Origin of the sequence: Methylovirgula sp. 4M-Z18 (genome assembly GCF_037890675.1) — a bacterium.
In the GTDB taxonomy this organism is placed as follows: domain Bacteria; phylum Pseudomonadota; class Alphaproteobacteria; order Rhizobiales; family Beijerinckiaceae; genus 4M-Z18.
Genome location: NZ_CP149574.1, coordinates 1,476,730 through 1,495,109 on the forward strand (window position 1 = coordinate 1,476,730; position 18,380 = coordinate 1,495,109).

Consider the following 18,380-nt stretch of genomic DNA (forward strand, 5'->3'; position numbering starts at 1 on the left):
GCTTCCAGCCCGCCGTCATTGCGAGGAGCGCAGCGACGAAGCAATCCATCCACTCCCGTGAAAAAGGAGATGGATTGCTTCGCCTCGCTCGCAATGACGGCGCGTGTTGGCGCGTCGTTTGCGGGCTGGAAGCCCGCGGTCCGTTCGAACTCGTTCACTCCCTCACGCATAGAGCAGCCCCGTCGGATCAATCTCCGTCTTCCGTCCCGCGATCAGATCGGAGAGGAATTGGCCAGAGCCGCAGGCCATGGTCCAGCCGACATGGCCGTGGCCAGTGTCGAGATAGAGGTTGTCGTATTTGGCCTTGCCGTGCACCGGCACAGAGGCCGGCATCATCGGCCTGAGGCCCGCCCAGAGCTGGGCTTTCGATTCATCGATCACGCCGGGGAAGAGATCATGTGCGGTCTTGAAAATCGAGTTGAAATTCTCGCGCGTCCAGCTTCGGTCATAGCCGGCAAATTCCGCCGTCGAGGCGACGCGTAGGCGATTGCCGAGGCGCGAATAGGCGACGAGACGATCTTCGTCCGCGCCGCCCAATGTCGGGCCCTTGTCGTCGTCGATCGGGATCGTCGCCGAATAGCCTTTCACTGGATAGATCGGCAGGTGCACGCCGATCTTCCGCGAGAGCAGAGCGCCTTCCGCGCCCATCGACAAAACGGCGGCGTCGCAAGGGATGAGGCCACGCGAGGTTTTGATCGCGCGCACTCTGTTGGCCTCGATGTCGAGACCTTCGATCAGCGTGTCGAGTTGAAATGTAACATTGAGATGTTCGCGGCACCATTGCGCAAGGTTGCGCGAGAAGAGATTGGAATCGCCGGTCTGATCCATCGGCGAATAGAGCGCGCCGGCGATCTGGTCTTTGGCGGCGGCGAGACCGGGATCGAGCTCGACCACGCGGTTCGGGTCGACTACTTCGAACGCGATGCCGTGCTCGCTAATGAAGCGCATGTGCTTGATGCCGGCTTCCAGACTCTCCGGCGTGCGGAAGAAATAGAGAATCCCCTTGCGCAAATCGGCATATCGAATGCCGGTGTGTTGCTGCAGCGCGTTGATGCATTCGCGCGAATGCAGCGCGAGGCGCAGTTTCAGCGCCGAATTGGCATCGGCGCGCTTTCGCGAGCATTGCATCAGGAAGCGCAAGGACCAGGTGAAGAAATGAGGATCGAGCGTCGGACGCACCTTGATGCCAAGATCCTTCCGGAACAGCGCTTTGACGAAGGTGCGCAGCGCGGCAGGCGAGGCCCAGGATGTGGAATCGCCCGGCGAAACGAGGCCCGCATTGCCCCAGGATGTCTCGACCGCGACATCCTTCTGCCGGTCGACGACGACGACCTCGTGGCCATCGCGACCAAGATAATAAGCCGCCGCCGTACCGACGACGCCCGCGCCGAGGATGACGATTTTCATAGGCTGTTCCTTTTATACCTCTTAGCTGCCCTTCTTCCGCACCGCAAACCGCGTATAGCCGGTTTGTACATTCTCAATGCTGAACTCGGGCAGGCGCGAGTTCAGTGCGGGAGAAGGGATCACCGCTCACAACCTTGTCGTCGTGTGCTTCACTTCCAAATACGCCGATAGCCCCCACGGCCCGAGTTCGCGGCCGATGCCGCTTGCTTTGAAACCGCCCCAGGAAGTCTCGACGAAGATCACTTGCGGCGAATTGATCCAGACATGACCGGCGTCGATCGCATCGGCGATGCGATTGGCGCGGGTTACATCGGAGGACATCACGGTCGCGACCAGACCGAAGTCGCAGTCGTTGGCGAGCACCACCGCTTCCTCCTCTGTCTCGAACGTGCGCGTGCACAACACGGGGCCGAAAATCTCCTCGCGCCACAGCGCGCTCGTCACGGGCACGTCGGTGAAGATCGTGGGCGCGATGAACCAGCCGTGGTTCATGCCTTCATAGCGCCCGCCGCCGGTGACGAGGCGCAAGCCCTCCGCTTTGCCGCGTTCGATGTAGCCGAGCACTTTGTCGTACTGCGCTTTCATCGTCATCGGCCCGAGCGTGGTCGCCTCATCGAGCGGATCACCGGGCCGCAACGCGCGCGCTGCGGCAATGACGCGCTGCATGACTTCATCGGCGATTTCGCGAGCGAGCAGAAGCCGTGAGGTCGCCGAACACATTTGCCCTGCGTTGAAGAAAATGCCGCCCGTGATGCACTCGACGGCCTGGTCTAGATCAGCGTCGGCGCACACGACGATGGGCGATTTGCCGCCGAGCTCCAGCCCGACCGATTTGACGCCCGCCGCCGCGGCGGCCATGACGCGCGCGCCGACCGCATTGGAACCAGTGAAGGAAATCTTGGCAAGATCGGGATGGGTCGTCATCGGCGCGCCGACATCGAGCCCGGTGCCGGTGACGATGTTGAGCACGCCCGGTGGCAGATTCACTCTTTGCGCGATCGCGCCCATTTCCAATTCGACGATCGGCGTGATCTCGGACGGTTTCAGAACGATGGTGCAGCCCGCGGCGAGCGCCGGTGCCACCTTCCAGGCGGTGGTGACGAGCGGGAAGTTCCACGGCACGATGAGGCCGACAACACCTGTCGGCTCCAGCCGCAGGCGTGATGCGAAGGCGGAATCCGGCACGGCGACAGCGCTATTTTGCTTATCTTCGAGCGCCACCGCTTGTTCGGCATAATACTCGTAGGTGTTCGCGGCATCGCTCAAGTCGATGCGCGCCTCAGCGATCGGCTTGCCGTTGTTGCGCGAGGAGAGGCGCGCAAGCTCCTCGGCCCGGGAGCGCAGTTCCGAGGCAATCGCGCGCAGATAGACCGCACGGCCCTGGCCGCCAAGGTTTTTCCAGGCCGGAAAGGCGCGCTTGGCCGCGGCAGCAGCTTTGATGACATCCTCGGCGCCGCCGGCCGCGACCGTATGATAGGCGGTCTCGCGATAGGGATCGTACACATCGATCGTCGCCGGTTTTGTTGGGGCCTGCCAACGGCCGTCGATGAAGAGTTGATCGTGCATCTGGTGCTACCTTGTGTTTCTCTATCGGGCGGTGCTTCCTTCTCCCCGATCGTGGGGGAAGGGAACGCGCCGCATCAGTCTACCCCAGCCTATTCAGCGCCGCCGCCAGTGGCGAATCCGATTTGATTTCGACCAGCGTCGGGCCAGGACGGGTTTGCGCCTCTTGCAGCGCGGTTTTAAATTCGGCGATGTCTGTCGGCGCGATACCACTGGCACCCAGCGATTTCGCGAGCGCAACGAAATCGGGCGTGAAAATATCGACGCCGATCTGCGGAATGTGCTTCTCCGCCATGTAGGCTTTGATCTCGCCATAGGAGGCATTGTTCCACACCAGGATCGTCGTGGCGATCTTCGCTTCGACCGCGCTGGCGATTTCCGACAGGGAGAACTGCAAGCCGCCGTCGCCGATGAGGCAGACGCTCGGCCGATTCGGCGCAGCGAGCTTCGCGCCGAAAGCAGCAGGCAGGCCGTAACCGAGCGTGCCGTAGCCGGTGGAGGAGTTGAAATAGGAGCGCGGTCGCGGCGCCTCATAGAATTGGTTCGCGGCATAGACCGGCTCAGCCTGATCGCCGACCACGATGGCATCGGGCAGGGCCTCGCCAACGACGCGCATCAGGCCGCGATGGGTGGTGCAGGCGGGCCAAAGCCCTTGCGCCGCAGCTTCATTGATCGCTTTCGCGCGGGCCGCGCCGTTATTCAGCTTTGTCGCTGTGCCGAGTTCCGTGCTCAACGCACGCGCTGCGAGATTGGCGTCCGCTGTGATCGGCAGGCTTGCGGCGAAGCCAGTGCAGAGCTGCTGCGGATCGATGTCGATACGGACCAGCGCGCCGCCGAAAGAGAGCGGCTGCGGCGCGGGATACATTTCCGTCTCGCCGAATTCCGTGCCGATCGCCAGCACCGCATCGCTCGCTTTCAGCGCGTCGAGCAGGGGCGGCATGGAGAGGTTGCCGTGCAAGGTCAGCGGATGGCCAGGGGGCAGAATGCCCTTGCCGTTGATGGTCATGAACGTGGGAGCGTCGAGTGCTTCGGCGATGGCTCGGATGTCTTCCGCGGCTTCGGCGGCGCCGCCGCCGGCGACGATGAGCGGCGCGCGGGCGCTGAGCAGCATCTCTGCTGCCTTGCGCACGGCGTCGGGCGCAGGCGCGGCGCGACCGGGCAGGGGCCAGGCCTTGGTGTCGAGATGGCTGGCATCGGCGACGATGACGTCGAGCGGAATTTCGATATGCACCGGGCGCGGGCGCGACGAGCGGAACACGGTAAAGGCGCGCGCCATCATTTCCGGCAATTGCTCCGGCGCGAGCAACGTGTGGCTGAAGGCGCTGACGCCGGAGATCAGATTGCGCTGCGAGGGCAATTCATGCAGCCGACCCTGCGCCATGCCGAGTTCCGGCCGCGCGTTGACGGCGGAAATCACCAGCATCGGCACGCTGTCGGCATAGGCCTGGCCCATGGCGGTCGAAATATTGGTCATGCCCGGACCGGTGACGATGAAGCACACGCCGGGCTTGCCGGACACGCGCGCATAGCCATCGGCCATATAGCCCGCGCCTTGCTCGTGCCGCGGCGTGACATGGCGGATCCTGGTCGCAGGCAACCCGCGATAGAGCTCGACGGTGTGTACGCCCGGAATGCCGAAGATCAATTCGACCCCGTAGGATTCGAGCAGGCGCACGAGATATTCGCCGGTGGTGATCATGGGGAGGTCCTTATTTCGAATCTTTGAGCGCATCCCCTTCTCCCCGTAAACGGGGAGAAGGGGAGCCCCTCATCACCGTCGCCTAACGCCCGGCAACACGCAGAGCATTTCGAACAGCAGGTTTGCGGCCGTGATGGCAGTATTGCCGGCTGGGTCGAAGGGCGGCGAGACTTCCACGAGATCGCAGCCGACGAGCTTGAGGCCCCAGGCGCCGCGGATGATTTCGATGGCTTGAATCGTGTTCAGGCCGCCTATTTCGGGCGTGCCCGTGCCGGGCGCGATGCTCGGGTCGAGGCTGTCGATGTCGTAGCTCAAATAGACCGGCCCGTCGCCCATCTGCTTGCGCACTTCTTCCATCAGCGGCGTGAGCGATTTGTGCCAGCATTCCTCGGCTTGCACGACGCGGAAGCCCTGTTCGCGCGGCCAATCGAAATCGTCCGCCGCATAGCCGGTGCCGCGCACGCCGATCTGTACGCAGCGCTTGGTGTCGAGCACGCCCGCTTCCACCGCGCGGCGGAACGGCGTGCCATGCGCGATCGGCTCGCCGAACATGTGCTCGTTGATGTCGGCATGGGCATCGACGTGGATGAGGCCGACGGGACCGTATCTCTCCGCCATCGCGCGCAGGATCGGATAGGTCAGCGTGTGGTCGCCGCCCAAGGTAAGCGGAATGCAGCCGTCCCTGATGATCTCGCGATAGGCATCGGTGATGATGTCCATGCATTTGGGCAGGTTGAAGGTGTTGATTGCGACATCACCGATGTCGGCCACCTGCAACGAGTCGAACGGCGCAGCGCGAGTCGCCATGTTGTAGGGGCGGATCATGCACGATTCGGTGCGGATCTGGCGCGGCCCGAAGCGCGTGCCGGGGCGGTTCGACGTGCCGATGTCCATCGGAATGCCGACGAAACAGGCGTCGAGGCCGTCGGTGTTCGTTTGCGTCGGTAGCCGCATCATCGTCGCTGGCCCGCCGAAACGCGGCATCTGATTGCCGCCGAGTGGCTGGTTGAAATGCTGGGTCATGGGGTCTCCGTTTCTTCCTTCTCCCCGTTTACGGGGAGAAGGTGGATCGCGAAGCGAGACGGATGAGGGGCGCACGAACGAGACATCATTGCTGCGCAGGCGGAACACTCATCTCGCAAGATTGGTGTTGCCCCTCATCCGTTATGCTTCGCATGCCACCTTCTCCCCGCATGCGGGGAGAAGGAATTATGCTCACTTATTGAAATTCGCAATGAACTGCTTGAACTGCGCGGTCGGGGCGTTGGCGAACATGTCCTTTGGCCCGCCGGCGCAATCCACTTCGCCCTTATGCAGGAACATCACCTTGCTGGAGACGTCGCGGGCAAAACCCATTTCGTGAGTGACGACCAGCATGGTGCGGCCTTCCTCGGCAAGCGAACGCATGACCCGCAGCACTTCGCCAACGAGTTCCGGATCAAGCGCCGAGGTTGGTTCGTCGAACAGCATCACCTTCGGCTTCATGGCGAGGGCGCGGGCGATGGCGGCGCGCTGCTGCTGGCCGCCCGACATGTGGGTCGGGTAATAATTGCGCCGCTCCCAGATGCCGACGCGCTTCAGCAAGGCCTCGGCCTCTTCGATGCATTCGGCGCGCGGGCGCTTTTGCACATGCACCGGCGCTTCGATCAGATTTTCGAGCACCGTCATGTGCGACCAGAGATTGAAGCTCTGGAACACCATGGAGAGGCCGGTGCGAATGCGCTCGACCTGGCGCATGTCGGCGGGCTCCTGGGTACCGTCGGACTTCTTCTTCATCTTAATCAGCTCGCCGCCGACGCGCACTTCGCCGGCATTGGGCATTTCGAGCAGGTTGATGCAGCGTAAGAAGGTGCTCTTGCCCGAGCCGGACGAGCCGAGAATGGAGATCACGTCGCCTTCATGCGCTTCAAGCGAAATGCCCTTCAACACTTCGTGCTGGCCGAAGCTCTTGCGCATGCCGATGACGGAAATGGCGCTCTTGCCGTTGGGTTCTGGTTGCGTTGTCACGTCTTACTCTCTCCCCAAATCCTATAACACGTCGGCGACGGGCGCGGGCGTTGTGCCTTGCTGCGGCGGCGGGCGCAGGTGCGGCGATAAATAATATTCGACCATGGCGAAGGCGCGGGCGATGCTGAAGTTAAGCGCGAAATAAATGAGGCCGGCGCAGGTCAAAACCTCGATGGGCTTGAACGTGTCATGCTGGATTTTCTGCGCGACGCCCATCATTTCCATGATGGTGACGACGGAGGCGAGCGCCGTCGCCTTGGTCATGAGAATGATCTCGGTCGAATAGGCCGGCAAGGCGAGCCGCAGCGCGATCGGGAAGATGATGCGGCGGAAGCGCGTGAACGGATTCATGCCATAGGCTTTCGCTGCTTCGATCGGCCCAAGCGGTACCGCCTGCAGCGCGCCGCGGAAGATCTCGCTCTCATAGGCGGCCGTATTCAGCGCCATGGCGATGATCGTGCAGGGCATCGGATTCTGGAAGATCGCCCAGAGAATCTCGCTGTTGCGGATGAAGGGAATTTGCGGCGAGCCGAAATAGATCAGGTAGATCTGCACCAGGAGCGGCGAGCCGCGGAACACGAACACATAACCGCGCACGAAAAGGTCGAGGGCCTTGATGCCGGAGGCGCGCGCCCAGGTCAGCAAGGAGGCGATGCACAGGCCGATGGCGACGCCAAAAAACCAGATTTCGATCGTGACCGGCAGCGCCTTGAAGATGCTCCAGATGGTCGAGAGGTAGAAATCCATGGGGCGCCTCCTACTTCGGCCGTACGGTGCTGCGCGTGGCATAACGCTCGGCGCGGTTGAAGAGCGGCGTCGAGATGGACGTCAGCACCAGGAAGAGCGCGCCGGCCAGCGAATAGAACAGTAGAAACTTATGGCTCGAGCGCGAGGCGGTATTGGCCTTCAGCATCAGTTCGGCAAAACCCGTCACCGAGATCAGCGCCGAATCCTTGATGGTCAATTGCCACACATTGCCGAGGCCCGGAATGGCGAAGCGCATCACCTGCGGCACGATGATCCGGCGGAACAGGGTGAAGGTCGACATACCATAGGCGCGGGCGGCTTCGATCTCGCCCTTGAGAATGGCGTAATAGGCACCGCGATAGACCTCGGCCTGATAGGCGCCGGAAATGAGGCCGATCGCCAGCACGCCGCCGATGAAGCTCGGCATGTTGATGATGTCGGAGGGGCCGATGGCGTCGGTGCTGCGGCCGATGCCGGTGAGGATCTGCGTGCCGCCGAAATAGAACAGATAGACGATGAGCAGTTCCGGCTCGCCGCGGAAGATTGTCGTATAGATTTCGCCGACCCATTTGAGCCAGGGCTTATGGGAAATTTTAGCAGCGGCGACCAGCGCGCCGAATACCGCGCCGATCAACATCGAGACAACGGTGACGGCGAGCGTGTTGACGACGCCCCAAAGCAGGAACACGCCCCAGCCTGAGGCGAGGATCGTGTAGATCGACGTGATCTGGTCGATCAGCCCATTGAAAAAATCCACGGATTGCTCTCCCCTCCGGCCGTATCCCCACGGCCGAGCTTCCACGAATATTGACAGCCGCGTCGTCAGCCCGGGCTTGATCCGCGATCCAGGACCACACGTGGGCGCAAGCGCATTTGGCTTGCACTGCAGCGCTAACGATGATTCGTCCGCCGCGCATCCCCCGGATCCCGGATCAAGCCCGGGATGACAACGTCGCCTTCATTCGGTTTGAAGGGAGCCGGGGCGGCCCCGGCTCCCGTTGCCTCACGACCCCGAAGGGGTGATGTCCATCTTGAACCACTTTTCGGCGTATTTCTTGACCGAACCGTCGTCGAGCGCGGCTTTCAGGGCTTTGTTGTAGATATCCTGGAGGTCCTTGTCTTCCTTGCGGAAGCCGGCGCCGATGCCCGGGCCCAGGATCGGGCCGCCTTGGAATTGCGGGCCGACGAATGCGAGATCCTTCGAATCGGGCTTGGCGAGCGTGCCGATGTCATAGGTCGTGTCGGCAAGCGTGCCGTCGATGCGTCCGGCGAGCAGGTCGGTGTCATGCTCGTCGGTGGTCTTGTATTCATGCACGTTGGCGACATCTTTCAGATATTTGTCGGCGAAGGTCGCCTCGGTGGTCGAAACCTGCAGGCCGATGTTCTTGCCCTTCAGGTCAGCGCGCAATTTCTCGATCGCGTCCTTGGCGGCGGCATCGTCCTTCGAGAGGTCGATGGTCTTGCCGGCATTCTGCATATGGGCGAGGGGCCCGGTCTTGGTGCCTAGGAAGGCGATCGGCGAGCGGGCGTAGGGGATCGAGAAATCGATGGTCTTCTGACGCTCTTCGGTGATCGACATGCCGTCCATCACGACGTCGAATTTGCCGGCGGTCAGGCCGGGAATCACGCCATCCCAATCCTGGGCGACGATCTTGCATTCGATCTTGGCGCGGGCGCAGACGTCGTTGAGAATATCGACCTCAAAGCCGACGATCTTGCCGCTCGGATCGGTCAGGTTCCACGGATCGTACGAGCCTTCCATGGCCACCGTCACCGTCTTCCAATCCTTGGCCATTGCCGGCGACGCACAGATCAGCGCCGCAGCTGCAATTCCCAGCCAACGCGATAATTTCATTGGTGTCTCCTCCAACTCTGCAAAAAGTGCAGACCTCACCCTAGCCATTTAGGCTGCGCTAGCCTAGCAAGGATTCGCGCACAGGTGTTGCTGTTGTTGGGGCGCTTTTTGACGCATAATGCTGCCCAAAGGGGCTTTCGCGACAAAAACGGTTGCCGCCAAGGGCTGCCGGCGGAGAGGGGCGATGAGGGACGACGAAGGGGCGACGAAACTCGATCAGATCGATATGCGGATTATCGACCGCCTGCAGAGCGACGGCCGCATGACCAACCAGGAACTGGCCGATGCGGTGGGCCTTTCGGCGAGCCCGTGCCTGCAGCGGGTCAAGCGGCTGGAGAAGACGGGGATCATCTCAAGCTACCACGCCTATATCGACCTTGGCAAAGTGTGCCGGCACGTGGATGTGATTGCCGCTGTTACTCTGAACAACCATGGTCTCGAGGATTTCGAGACCTTCGAGAAAATGGTCCTAGCCATGCGCTACGTCGTGGAGTGCACCAAGGTGAGCGGGCCGATCGACTATCTTGTGCGATTCGTGTGCCCCGACATCAGCTCCTATCAGATGCTGTCCGACGAATTGCTGCGTCTCGGGCCCAAGATCGGAAACCTCTCGAGCTACATCGTGCTGAAGACCACGAAGCGCTACACGAACGTTTCTCTCGACGACCTGGTGGCCCCGCCGCAACGGCCGCCGACGGGGCGGTAGCGGGTGATTCATTTCTCCCCGCACTGAACTCGGGCTTGCCCGAGTTCAGCATCAAGAATGCACAAACCGGGTACACCGGCTTGTGATCGGGGGCAAGGGTTCGGCCTCAGCGCAGCCTTCACCCATACGGCCCTTGTAGCCCAAGCTTGTCTGTCAGCGCCTTGTACCCGTTAATGGCCTTCATCAGTTCCGCGCCGTGGCGCTCGATCAATTCGGCGCGGCGTCCTTCGTTCGTCACCGTGGCGAGGGCGCCCCAGATGGCGGCCATGGTTTCGGCCTGGCCGCGTGCCTCCGCGATCGCTTGCTGATCGAGCGCGGCGAGTTGGGCAGCGCGTACCTTGCCGACACCGCTCACCGTGCGCGCGCCGGCGTTAGCGAAGCCTTCCGGCAGATCGCCGACGAGATTGGTGACGCGCCGAAAGCGGATCACATCGAAGATCTGGTCGACCGCCTGTTTCGCGCCCTCGACGCGCGAGGGATGGTCTGTGTCGGCGGCGGCATGGGGCAGCAATTCGAGCTTGGTTGCGTGCCGCTCCAGCAGGGGCAGATAGGTCGCCATCGGGCCGGAGGCTGCGCCGGTTTCGGGATGGGTGAAGAGATCGGCATCGATCGCCGCATGGCGGATCTTGCCACTCATCAGCGCCGCATCGAGAGCCGCGACATCGACAATCTCGCCGCGGTCGTAATTGATCAGCACCGCGCCGTCGTTGAGCGCATTCAAAATCGCCGCATTGACGAAACCCTGGTTACTGAAACGCTTCGTCGTGGGGTCGAGCTTGCCGAGGCCGGTGTGAATGCTCAAAACGTCGGCGCCTTGCGCGGCGTTCTCCGCCGTTGCGGCATAAGTGAAACCTTCCGATTCGATCCAGCCGCGATGCGCTTCGCGCGCGTGGATCTTCACCTTCATACCGAAGGCTTGCGCGAGTTTCGCGACCTCGCGGCCGATATTGCCGTAGCCGAGAATGGCGATGGTCTTGCCTTCGAGCTTCTCGGTCGGGAAATCGCGCAGATGGCGGCCCGTGTCGAAATCGCGTTGCGTCACGCGCGCATGCAACGTCGCGACATCGAGATCTGGTAGGACTTTCAGCAGCGCTTTCATCGCCATTTGCGCGGTCGCGCGGCTATTGAAGCTCGGCGTGTTCATGAGCGGCGCGCCGCCGCCGATGCCGTTGCCGCCGCCCCATGAACTCGAGCCCATATTGCCGGTGCCTGCGCCGATGCGCACGCCGCCGAGCGGAAAGATGCATTCCTTCGGAATAAAAGTCGCGGCGGCGACCAGCGCGTCATATTGGCCCTGTCCGGCGGCTTCCAGCAAGTCGCTCTCGGTGCTCAAGTGCGGCTCATAGAAGAAGTGGATGGTGCCTTTCGCAAGATCCGCGCCGTTGAAGCCGCCGACATGAAACGCACCGCCCTTCGCCTCGATATGGGCGCGCACCGCGCTTGCATCGGGCTTGCCAGCGGCATCGCTCGTCATGCCGACGAGATCGGCGATGAGCACCTTATAGGCGCGCTCCGGATCGTCCATGCGCGCGTTCGCATTGCGTGTCGCGGAGGCGGGGAAGGTGATACCTTGCGCGGCGAGTTCTTCCTCCAGCACAAGCACTTTAGCTCTACTATAGGCATACGCAAGATTGTCGAGCAAGGCGGTGATGTCTTCCACCTGGCGGATGCCGCCGATCCAGCAACGGTAATCTCCGGGCGTGCCGGGAAAGGCGTTGACATAGCGCGCGACATCGAGGCCCGGCTCATAATCGCCGTTCGGGTGGGTCACCCCCTCGTAAGCCAGAATCTGTTTCGAGCGCGCGATGATGCGGTTGTGCAAGCCTGCGTCCGTGATGCCTGCATCGTTCACACGCAGCAACGTCACCGCCGCACCGCGCCGCTCGGGCTCCTTGACGCTCAAGGCGAAGAGCGGATGCTGCGCCACCCATTCGTTGATCGCGGCGCGGTTCGCGACCGAGCGGCGGTTCATGGCGGTCACATCGCCGATTGTCGCCTCCGAGCGCAAAAGGCCGAAGGTCGTTTCCGCGAAGGCGAGCGTCGAATAGGTGTTGATGACGCCGCCCAGCATCTTGTCCTGTTCTGGATCATAGATCGGGCCGACGTTCACCGTGCGCTCGCCGCTGAGCGGCTTTTTCGGGTCCGTCGGCGCGGCGATTTTCAACTGGCGCGGGATCGCCCAGGACGGGGTCTTCTGGTTGCGCTCGACAAGCGCGAGCGCCTGCGGCGTGAAACTAGCGACGAAATAGCCGGAAATGCCGCCGATCGCCTTTTGGAAGGGCATGAACAGGCAGCATTTCGCCATGACCTGCCGCACTTTGTCTTGCGCCCAAGGCATGGCGCCGAGCATCGAGGTCGCGTCGAGCATCGCGTGGTGCTCGTCGGGGTTGGCGTCGAGCCAGGCGAGCAGATTGTCGATATCCGCATCCGTATAGGTCGTCGCGCCGGTCGTCTCGTGGCCGACGCCGACGATGATCTTGATGCCTTTTTGCAGCAATTCGGCCGGTGCCGGAATATGGCCTTCGACATCGGCGAAGTGAATGCGCGTTTCGTCGCCGCCCTTGGCGAAACGCTGCATCTCGATGAGTTGCGTGCCCCAGGACTGGCGGAAAAAGCCGCCGCCGGCCGCCGCGTCCGACTCTGGCCGCAATGTGTCGACATAGACTTGCTGTGCCGGATCGTGCGCACTCATCAGATGCAGGGCGCAGACGGTGAAGCCGCTGTGGCCGCCGCCCAAGCCCACCGCCATTTTGTTGGTTTTCGGGAATTCGAAATAGCGATGAATCTCGCGCATCATGTGCTGGAGGATTTTATCGGCTGGATAGCCGCGATGCATCGAGCGGCCGATTTCCGCAGTGGTGAAGGGGCCGACGTCGCGGCCCTTGTCGTCGAGCTTGCGGTAGGTCTGCTCCAGCCAGGCCTCGAAAGCGAATCGCGTAAGCCGCGCATCGGCCTCTCCCAGCGTGCCATCGGTGATCGGGCCGACACCGAAGAACACGTTGCTGGTGGGGCGCGGCCGGCCGTTGCGCGTTGCCTCCATCGCCAGATGAAGCTGATGTTGCAGATCCGCAATTGCCGCCATGTTCGACCCTCTCCCGAAACCAATCCCGTGCCGCCGTTTCGCGCGGAAAGCTAGCGGCGGCGAGCATGTGCCGTCAAAAGCGATTTTCAGACGGCTTCGCCGATAATTTGGCTAAGGCGAGCGCGGAGCGATGTCGCGAATGCGACCAAAGCATGGGCGGGGACGGGAGTTCTCTTCTCTCGCAACTAAGCTGTGAGAGGAGGTGGCGGGCGGTGGCGCGGCGTCCCACACTTGCCTAAATCGCCAATCTGGGCCAACTTGGCCGCCCTGGGTTAAGGGGCATTGGGTGAACATGTGTTCGCGTTGCGCGAACAGTCGGGGTAGGCGATGTCGAGCATCGAACAGATCGAATTGACCGAATGGTCCGGTCCCTTTACGGCGGACTCCAGCGCGCGTGCCATTGCGGCGCTTGAGGAGGGCAAGGTCCTCTTCTTTCCGCATCTTGTCTTTCCGCTCCTCGACGGCGAGCGCGCGCTGCTCTCGCCCGATGTCGCGAATCAGAATCGCAAGAACATCACGCTCGATCCGCGCAGCGGCCAAACTCACGGTGTCAGCGAGGGCGAGGAGATCGGTCAGCTCGTACAGGGCCTGCTCAGCCGCTACGGCGCGGCGGCGAAAGCGCTCGTCTCTGGCCTGTTTCCGCAATATGTGCCGGCGCTGGAACAGGCGCGCACCACCTTCCGCCCGATCGAGATCGAGGGCCGCGAATATAAGCCCCGCCAGGACGACCGGCGCCTGCATGTGGACGCTTTTCCCACCCGGCCGACGGGCGGGCGGCGCATCCTGCGCGTGTTCAGCAATATCGCGCCGGCCAAGGGGCGCGTGTGGCGGGTCGGCGAACCGTTCGAAAATTTCGCCAAGACCTATGCACCCAAATTGCGCAATCCCAACGCTGCCGCCGCGTGGCTCTTGCATCGCGTCGGCATCACCAAGGCGCAGCGGTCGGGCTACGATCAGTTGATGTTGCAATTGCACGACCTCGCCAAGCTCGACGATGCCTATCAGGCCAGTGCGCCGCAGGAGCGAGTCGAATTTCCGCCCAACACGGCGTGGATGTGCTTCACCGATCAGGTGCTGCACGCGGCACTCGCGGGACAATTCGCACTGGAACAGACCTTCCACATGCCGGTGGATGTCATGGCGAGGCCGCAGACCGCCCCTATAAAGGTACTGGAGCGGATCACAGCACGGGCGCTGCACTGAGGCATGTGTTCCCTTCTCCGACGCTTTCACGCAGGAGAAGGGATTCGCTCCAAGAGCTTGCTTTATGCCTTCTCCGCGCTAGGAAACTTGCATGATATGAGCGGGAGACGTCCATGCGGGTTCTGGTTCTGGGTGCCGGCGGCACGGGCGGGTATTTCGGCGGCCGATTGGTTCAGGCGGGCGGCGATGTCGAATTCCTGGTCCGGCCGAGGCGCGCGGCGCAGCTTGAGGCCGGCGGCCTTATCATCAAGAGCCCGTTCGGCGATGCGACGCTCAAGGTCAAGGCGATCACGCAAGCGGCCGGGGTTGCCGATGCGATTCTTCTGTCGTGCAAGGCCTATGACCTTGAGAGCGCTATGGACGCGATTGCGCCAGCCGTGGGCGAGAACACCCTGATCGTGCCGCTGCTGAACGGCCTCAAGCACCTCGACGCGCTGGACGCGCGTTTCGGCGCAAAGCATATGCTCGGCGGCGTTGCCCTGATCAGCGCGACGCTGGGGCCGCAAGGCGAAATCATCCATCTCAACCAGTTGCAGGGTTTGGTGATGGGCGCGCGCGAAGCCGCCCAGGCTGAGGTCGCCCGCGCCGTCGCCCAAGCTTTCGCGCCTGCGAAGTTCGCGCTTTTAAGCCCCAATATCCTGCAGGAGATGTGGGAGAAATTCGTGTTCATCACGACGTTCGCCGGCATGACGACGCTGATGCGCGCGCCGATCGGCGCGATCCTTGAGGCGGACGATGGCGAGGCCTTGCTACGTGAGATGTTGGAGGAATGTTGCGCGACCGCCGCAGCCGCCGGTCACAGCCCATCAAAAGGCGCGCTCGCGCGGATGCAGGCGATGCTGTTCGAGCGCGGCTCGGCACTTACCGCCTCGATGTTGCGCGATGTCGAGCGCGGTGGCCCGACGGAGCATGACCAGATTATCGGCGACATGCAGGCCCGCGCCCGCGCAGCGGGCCTGCCGACGCCCCTGCTGCGCACGAGTTTCGCGCATTTGCAGGCCTATGCAGCGGGAAGGCGGTGAGGCGAGTGGAGGCAGAATGGCGAGGGATGATCCCTCCTCCTACGCTATCATCGTGCGGGAGAAGGGAGGCAGCCTCTCACGCGTCCAAAAACTTCTGCACCAAATCGGCGGCGATCAGCCCGCCTCGGCGGTTGAGATGGATGCCGTCGATGTGGAAATGCCACCCGTTGCGCTCGCCGATTGCGTCCGGATCCTGGCGTAGCACGGTCGAGCGGAAGGCATCGACGAAGAACGGTAACAGCCTCAAGCCCGTGAGGGCGTGGACCGGCGCCGCGTTCAAATGCACCAAAAACGCTTCATACAGCGGCACATAGGCGCAGCCGGCGCCAAAGGCCGTATGGGCGATGCGGGCCGAATATTGCTCGACCTTCTCGTTCAACAGGCGTTGGAACGGCTCTTCGGTGCCGCGCGCCTCGCCGAGCGGCGGCAGCGAGCACAGCGCGATGCGCGCGCCTGTTTCGTTTTTCAGGCGGCTCACGAGGCCGTTCAGGTTTTCCTGAAAGCCTTCGGCCGAAGGCGCTTCGGTGCCTTGCGCGGGGCTGGTGAAGAACCGGCGCGCCTTGTCCGACAGGCCGGCGAGAATCTCGTTGCCGCCGAGAAAGATCACGATCTTATCGGGTTTGGCTGCCACGACCTCTGGAACATGCTGCAGCACATTGGCGGCGAGTTCGCCGCCCGCGCCAAAATGGCGGAAAGTGCGCTGCCGGTTGCGCGGGCGGCGCTGCAATTCGCCCACCCAATCGAAAGCCGGCCCTGTGCCGGTGGCGTTGCTGGCCCCGAGAAAGGCGACCGTCTGGCTGTCATGCAAAGTGTCGAGTGTCGTCATGCGCAAAGTTTGGGCTGATGGACGCGCCGAAAGCGGCAAATCCGCGAGTACAGATCATATGCGGGGACTATGTGGTGAATTTAGGGGCGGAGCGGCGCGAGAAAAGGGCCGAAGAGGTGAAAAATGGGTAAGGCGGAGGCCAAATGCTGCCATTAAATTGTCATGCGCGAGCGTTTGACCAGAAGGGCGCGCTCTTCACGCCGCCACCCCCACCGATCCACCGGCCGCCGCCCGCCGCACCTCGTGAAGCATGTAGCTCGCGCGCTCGTTCACCGGACAGAGCGCATCAATCAGCATCGAGGCATAGGCTGTGGGCGGACGGCCGGTCGCCTCGGCGGTGAGGCCGATGAAACGCGCGAGCGACACGGCTCCTGTATTAACCGCCGCGCAGGCGCTGAGGGCAAGCTGGTCGGAGCAGCCGCCAGACGGCAAGAACGCTGCGCGCCCCGCGGCCAAAGCGACGATGGCGCGGCGGCGGGTGAGACTGTCGGCGGCGGAAGGGTCGCCCCGGTGCAGTACCAGGATCGCGCCGTCGACCACATCGGCTGCGACGGCGAAGAGATCGCCTTGCCGCGCCTCCTGCTCGGCCCGGGCGCGGGCGAGCGCTTCGGTGAGGCAGCCGCGGATGCTGGTGCCACGCCGTACCGGTCCGATGCTAGCCGGCCAATCGGGGTTCTTACGCCGCAACCCGGTCGCCACCCGCCGCACTGCTCGCCAGTCGATGAGATTTGTGGGCGTGGTGAACAAGCGGCGCTCGGGAACTTGCAGCATGGGCATCTCCGGATGGGAAAGAAATAATACCAAAAAGGTATGATTTGTCAAGGGGGAGGAAAGCCGTCACGCACCCCATTGCTCAACATGCCGGGCGATGATCTCCAAGCCTTGGACTATTCCCGCGCCTTGCTCTGGTGGTAGATCGCAATCGTCGAGCAGAAGTTTGCGCATGCGTGCATTAAGGCCACGCTGCGCCGATTCCAGCGCCCGTTCGACGCGGCAAATCGTTGCTTCCCAGGCGCGCACGCGCGCTTCCGGCGGACCGTCGATGCTTACCGCGCCCTCGCCCGCAGGGCCATGTCGCGGCACGCCCTTGGCGGCACGCCAGCGGTGCACCAGGCTCGCATAGGTTTCTCCCGCCACATAAAGATGCGTCGGACAGCGTTGCGCCAAACACAGCCGGCCGAGCGCGCACGCGAGCCACGGATGGCCGGCGTTCGTACGCCCGCGTCGATGCGGCTGCGTCAGCGCGAGCGCCATCACCTTTTGCTGCTGGCGCAAATTGAGGGCGTTTAGCTCCGCCTGCGTTGTTCCGCGGCGCGGCGGGCCGTTGAGATGGGTCACAACATTCTTACGCTTGCGGCCGGCACGCGCCATAAAGTGCTCCTGCGGTTGGGGAGAAGGGGTTCGGCCGCGTTATCGGCCGCGATGTTGCAGCGCCGCCCATGTCATCCCGTGATTGATCCAGGATGCCGGGCCGCGGGTAGCGAGTTGCGTGATAGGCCTGTCTTGCAGCGCCAATGATGAATCATCCGCTGCTGCGGCTCAGGTCACGGGTCAAATCCTGGAGGACGGCGTGACCTTTATCTTCCTTGCTGCGTATAATGCATCCTTTGTCGCAGCATCGGTTGAAGCTCCCATAGCTTCGCTGCGGAAGAAGGCAGCGCCTCCATGTTCTCACTCGGCACATAGGCGAGTAGGCGGTGTGGGGTGCAGTAGCTTTGCTTCCCGGCGACCTTCGCGCCGCAGACGCGCAAATCGAGACCATCGCCGGAAACCGGCCATTTGCAACCGTTTTGGACATCCAGGAAGCTGATTCCCGGCAGGCACGTGAGCTCGTTCATGCCGCCTCCCGCGTCGGAATGGCGAAGCGCACGAGGGCGGCGCGTGCGTCGTTCACGTGGCGCACGCGCGCGTAGGGAATGCGCGCGGCGGTGCAAAAATCCTCGAAGGCGCTCGTGCCGCGACGTGTCTTGCCGGGTGTAGCCGTAATGTCGAAAAACACGCAGCGGCCGTTTGCCAGCAGCACCGTCACGTCGGCCATGCGGATCGTGCCTTCGTCGGTGATGGCATGCAGTACGCAGGCGTCGGGCAGGGCGCAGGCCAGCCAGTCGCTCAAACTACGCCGTGCTGCTTCCTTGTCGAAACGCTGCGGCCGGTCGAGGCCAAAGGCGGCGCGGCGGCGCAGCACACGCACCGGCGCGCGCCCGCGAGGCGGGTCAAGATAGGTGAGGGATTGTGACGGCATGGATGCGCCTTTCATGTTGGG

At 62.9% G+C, this 18,380-nt stretch carries 17 protein-coding genes; 3 read left to right on the forward strand and 14 right to left on the reverse strand.

The features are described from left to right. Positions 1-162: 162 nt before the first annotated feature. The 8 genes from V9T28_RS06675 to V9T28_RS06710 all read right to left on the reverse strand — a co-directional run bounded on the left by V9T28_RS06675 (position 163) and on the right by V9T28_RS06710 (position 9,278). A complete protein-coding gene (locus V9T28_RS06675; RefSeq protein WP_116398247.1) occupies positions 163-1,407 on the reverse strand; it encodes a D-amino acid dehydrogenase in 1,245 nt (414 codons plus the stop codon). Positions 1,408-1,533: 126 nt separating this feature from the next. Then, a complete protein-coding gene (locus V9T28_RS06680) occupies positions 1,534-2,973 on the reverse strand; it encodes an aldehyde dehydrogenase family protein (protein WP_116398248.1) in 1,440 nt (479 codons plus the stop codon). 79 nt (positions 2,974-3,052) lie between these two features. Further along, the gene (locus V9T28_RS06685) at positions 3,053-4,669 is read right to left on the reverse strand and encodes a 5-guanidino-2-oxopentanoate decarboxylase (protein WP_116399733.1); all 1,617 of its coding nucleotides are present in this window, start codon (positions 4,667-4,669) and stop codon (positions 3,053-3,055) included. Between the two features lie 72 nt (positions 4,670-4,741). Continuing rightward, positions 4,742-5,692 carry an agmatinase gene (gene speB, locus V9T28_RS06690; protein WP_116398249.1) on the reverse strand — a complete coding sequence of 317 codons (951 nt, stop codon included), beginning with the start codon at positions 5,690-5,692 and terminating at the stop codon, positions 4,742-4,744. Between the two features lie 192 nt (positions 5,693-5,884). Next, a complete protein-coding gene (locus V9T28_RS06695) occupies positions 5,885-6,625 on the reverse strand; it encodes an ABC transporter ATP-binding protein (protein ID WP_116399734.1) in 741 nt (246 codons plus the stop codon). 72 nt (positions 6,626-6,697) lie between these two features. After that, entirely contained in the window at positions 6,698-7,423 is a 726-nt protein-coding gene (locus tag V9T28_RS06700; protein ID WP_116398250.1) for an ABC transporter permease, read from the reverse strand. Between the two features lie 10 nt (positions 7,424-7,433). Further along, on the reverse strand, positions 7,434-8,180 hold the full coding sequence (locus V9T28_RS06705) for an ABC transporter permease (protein WP_245423784.1): 747 nt from the start codon (positions 8,178-8,180) through the stop codon (positions 7,434-7,436). A 246-nt stretch (positions 8,181-8,426) separates the two neighbouring features. After that, positions 8,427-9,278: a transporter substrate-binding domain-containing protein gene (locus V9T28_RS06710; RefSeq protein WP_116398251.1), complete on the reverse strand. Its 852-nt coding sequence runs from the start codon at positions 9,276-9,278 to the stop codon at positions 8,427-8,429. A 184-nt stretch (positions 9,279-9,462) separates the two neighbouring features. Between V9T28_RS06710 and V9T28_RS06715 the strand changes: the two genes are divergently transcribed. Next, positions 9,463-9,984, forward strand: a complete 522-nt coding sequence (locus V9T28_RS06715) for an Lrp/AsnC family transcriptional regulator (protein WP_158554647.1) — start codon at positions 9,463-9,465, stop codon at positions 9,982-9,984. A gap of 118 nt (positions 9,985-10,102) precedes the next feature. On the opposite strand, the gene V9T28_RS06720 is transcribed toward V9T28_RS06715, so the two are convergent. Continuing rightward, positions 10,103-13,066 (reverse strand): NAD(P)-dependent oxidoreductase, encoded by a 2,964-nt coding sequence (locus V9T28_RS06720; protein ID WP_116398253.1) that lies wholly within the window; start codon positions 13,064-13,066, stop codon positions 10,103-10,105. A 327-nt stretch (positions 13,067-13,393) separates the two neighbouring features. Between V9T28_RS06720 and V9T28_RS06725 the strand changes: the two genes are divergently transcribed. Both V9T28_RS06725 and panE read left to right on the forward strand, forming a co-directional pair. Next, entirely contained in the window at positions 13,394-14,269 is an 876-nt protein-coding gene (locus V9T28_RS06725) for a Kdo hydroxylase family protein (protein ID WP_116398254.1), read from the forward strand. A gap of 113 nt (positions 14,270-14,382) precedes the next feature. Next, complete coding sequence (panE, locus tag V9T28_RS06730) at positions 14,383-15,291, forward strand: 2-dehydropantoate 2-reductase (RefSeq protein ID WP_116398255.1); 909 nt, start codon at positions 14,383-14,385, stop codon at positions 15,289-15,291. Between the two features lie 76 nt (positions 15,292-15,367). On the opposite strand, the gene V9T28_RS06735 is transcribed toward panE, so the two are convergent. The 5 genes from V9T28_RS06735 to V9T28_RS06755 all read right to left on the reverse strand — a co-directional run bounded on the left by V9T28_RS06735 (position 15,368) and on the right by V9T28_RS06755 (position 18,359). Further along, positions 15,368-16,117, reverse strand: coding sequence for an SGNH/GDSL hydrolase family protein (locus V9T28_RS06735; RefSeq protein WP_116398256.1), 750 nt, complete (start codon positions 16,115-16,117; stop codon positions 15,368-15,370). A 195-nt stretch (positions 16,118-16,312) separates the two neighbouring features. Further along, the gene (locus tag V9T28_RS06740) at positions 16,313-16,888 is read right to left on the reverse strand and encodes a hypothetical protein (RefSeq protein ID WP_116398257.1); all 576 of its coding nucleotides are present in this window, start codon (positions 16,886-16,888) and stop codon (positions 16,313-16,315) included. 66 nt (positions 16,889-16,954) lie between these two features. Beyond that, entirely contained in the window at positions 16,955-17,488 is a 534-nt protein-coding gene (locus V9T28_RS06745; RefSeq protein WP_116398258.1) for a hypothetical protein, read from the reverse strand. A gap of 206 nt (positions 17,489-17,694) precedes the next feature. Beyond that, complete coding sequence (locus V9T28_RS06750) at positions 17,695-17,955, reverse strand: GcrA family cell cycle regulator (RefSeq protein WP_116398259.1); 261 nt, start codon at positions 17,953-17,955, stop codon at positions 17,695-17,697. Beyond that, complete coding sequence (locus V9T28_RS06755) at positions 17,952-18,359, reverse strand: hypothetical protein (RefSeq protein ID WP_116398260.1); 408 nt, start codon at positions 18,357-18,359, stop codon at positions 17,952-17,954. The genes V9T28_RS06750 and V9T28_RS06755 overlap by 4 nt, the downstream gene beginning before the upstream one ends. Between the last annotated feature and the right edge of the window lie 21 nt (positions 18,360-18,380).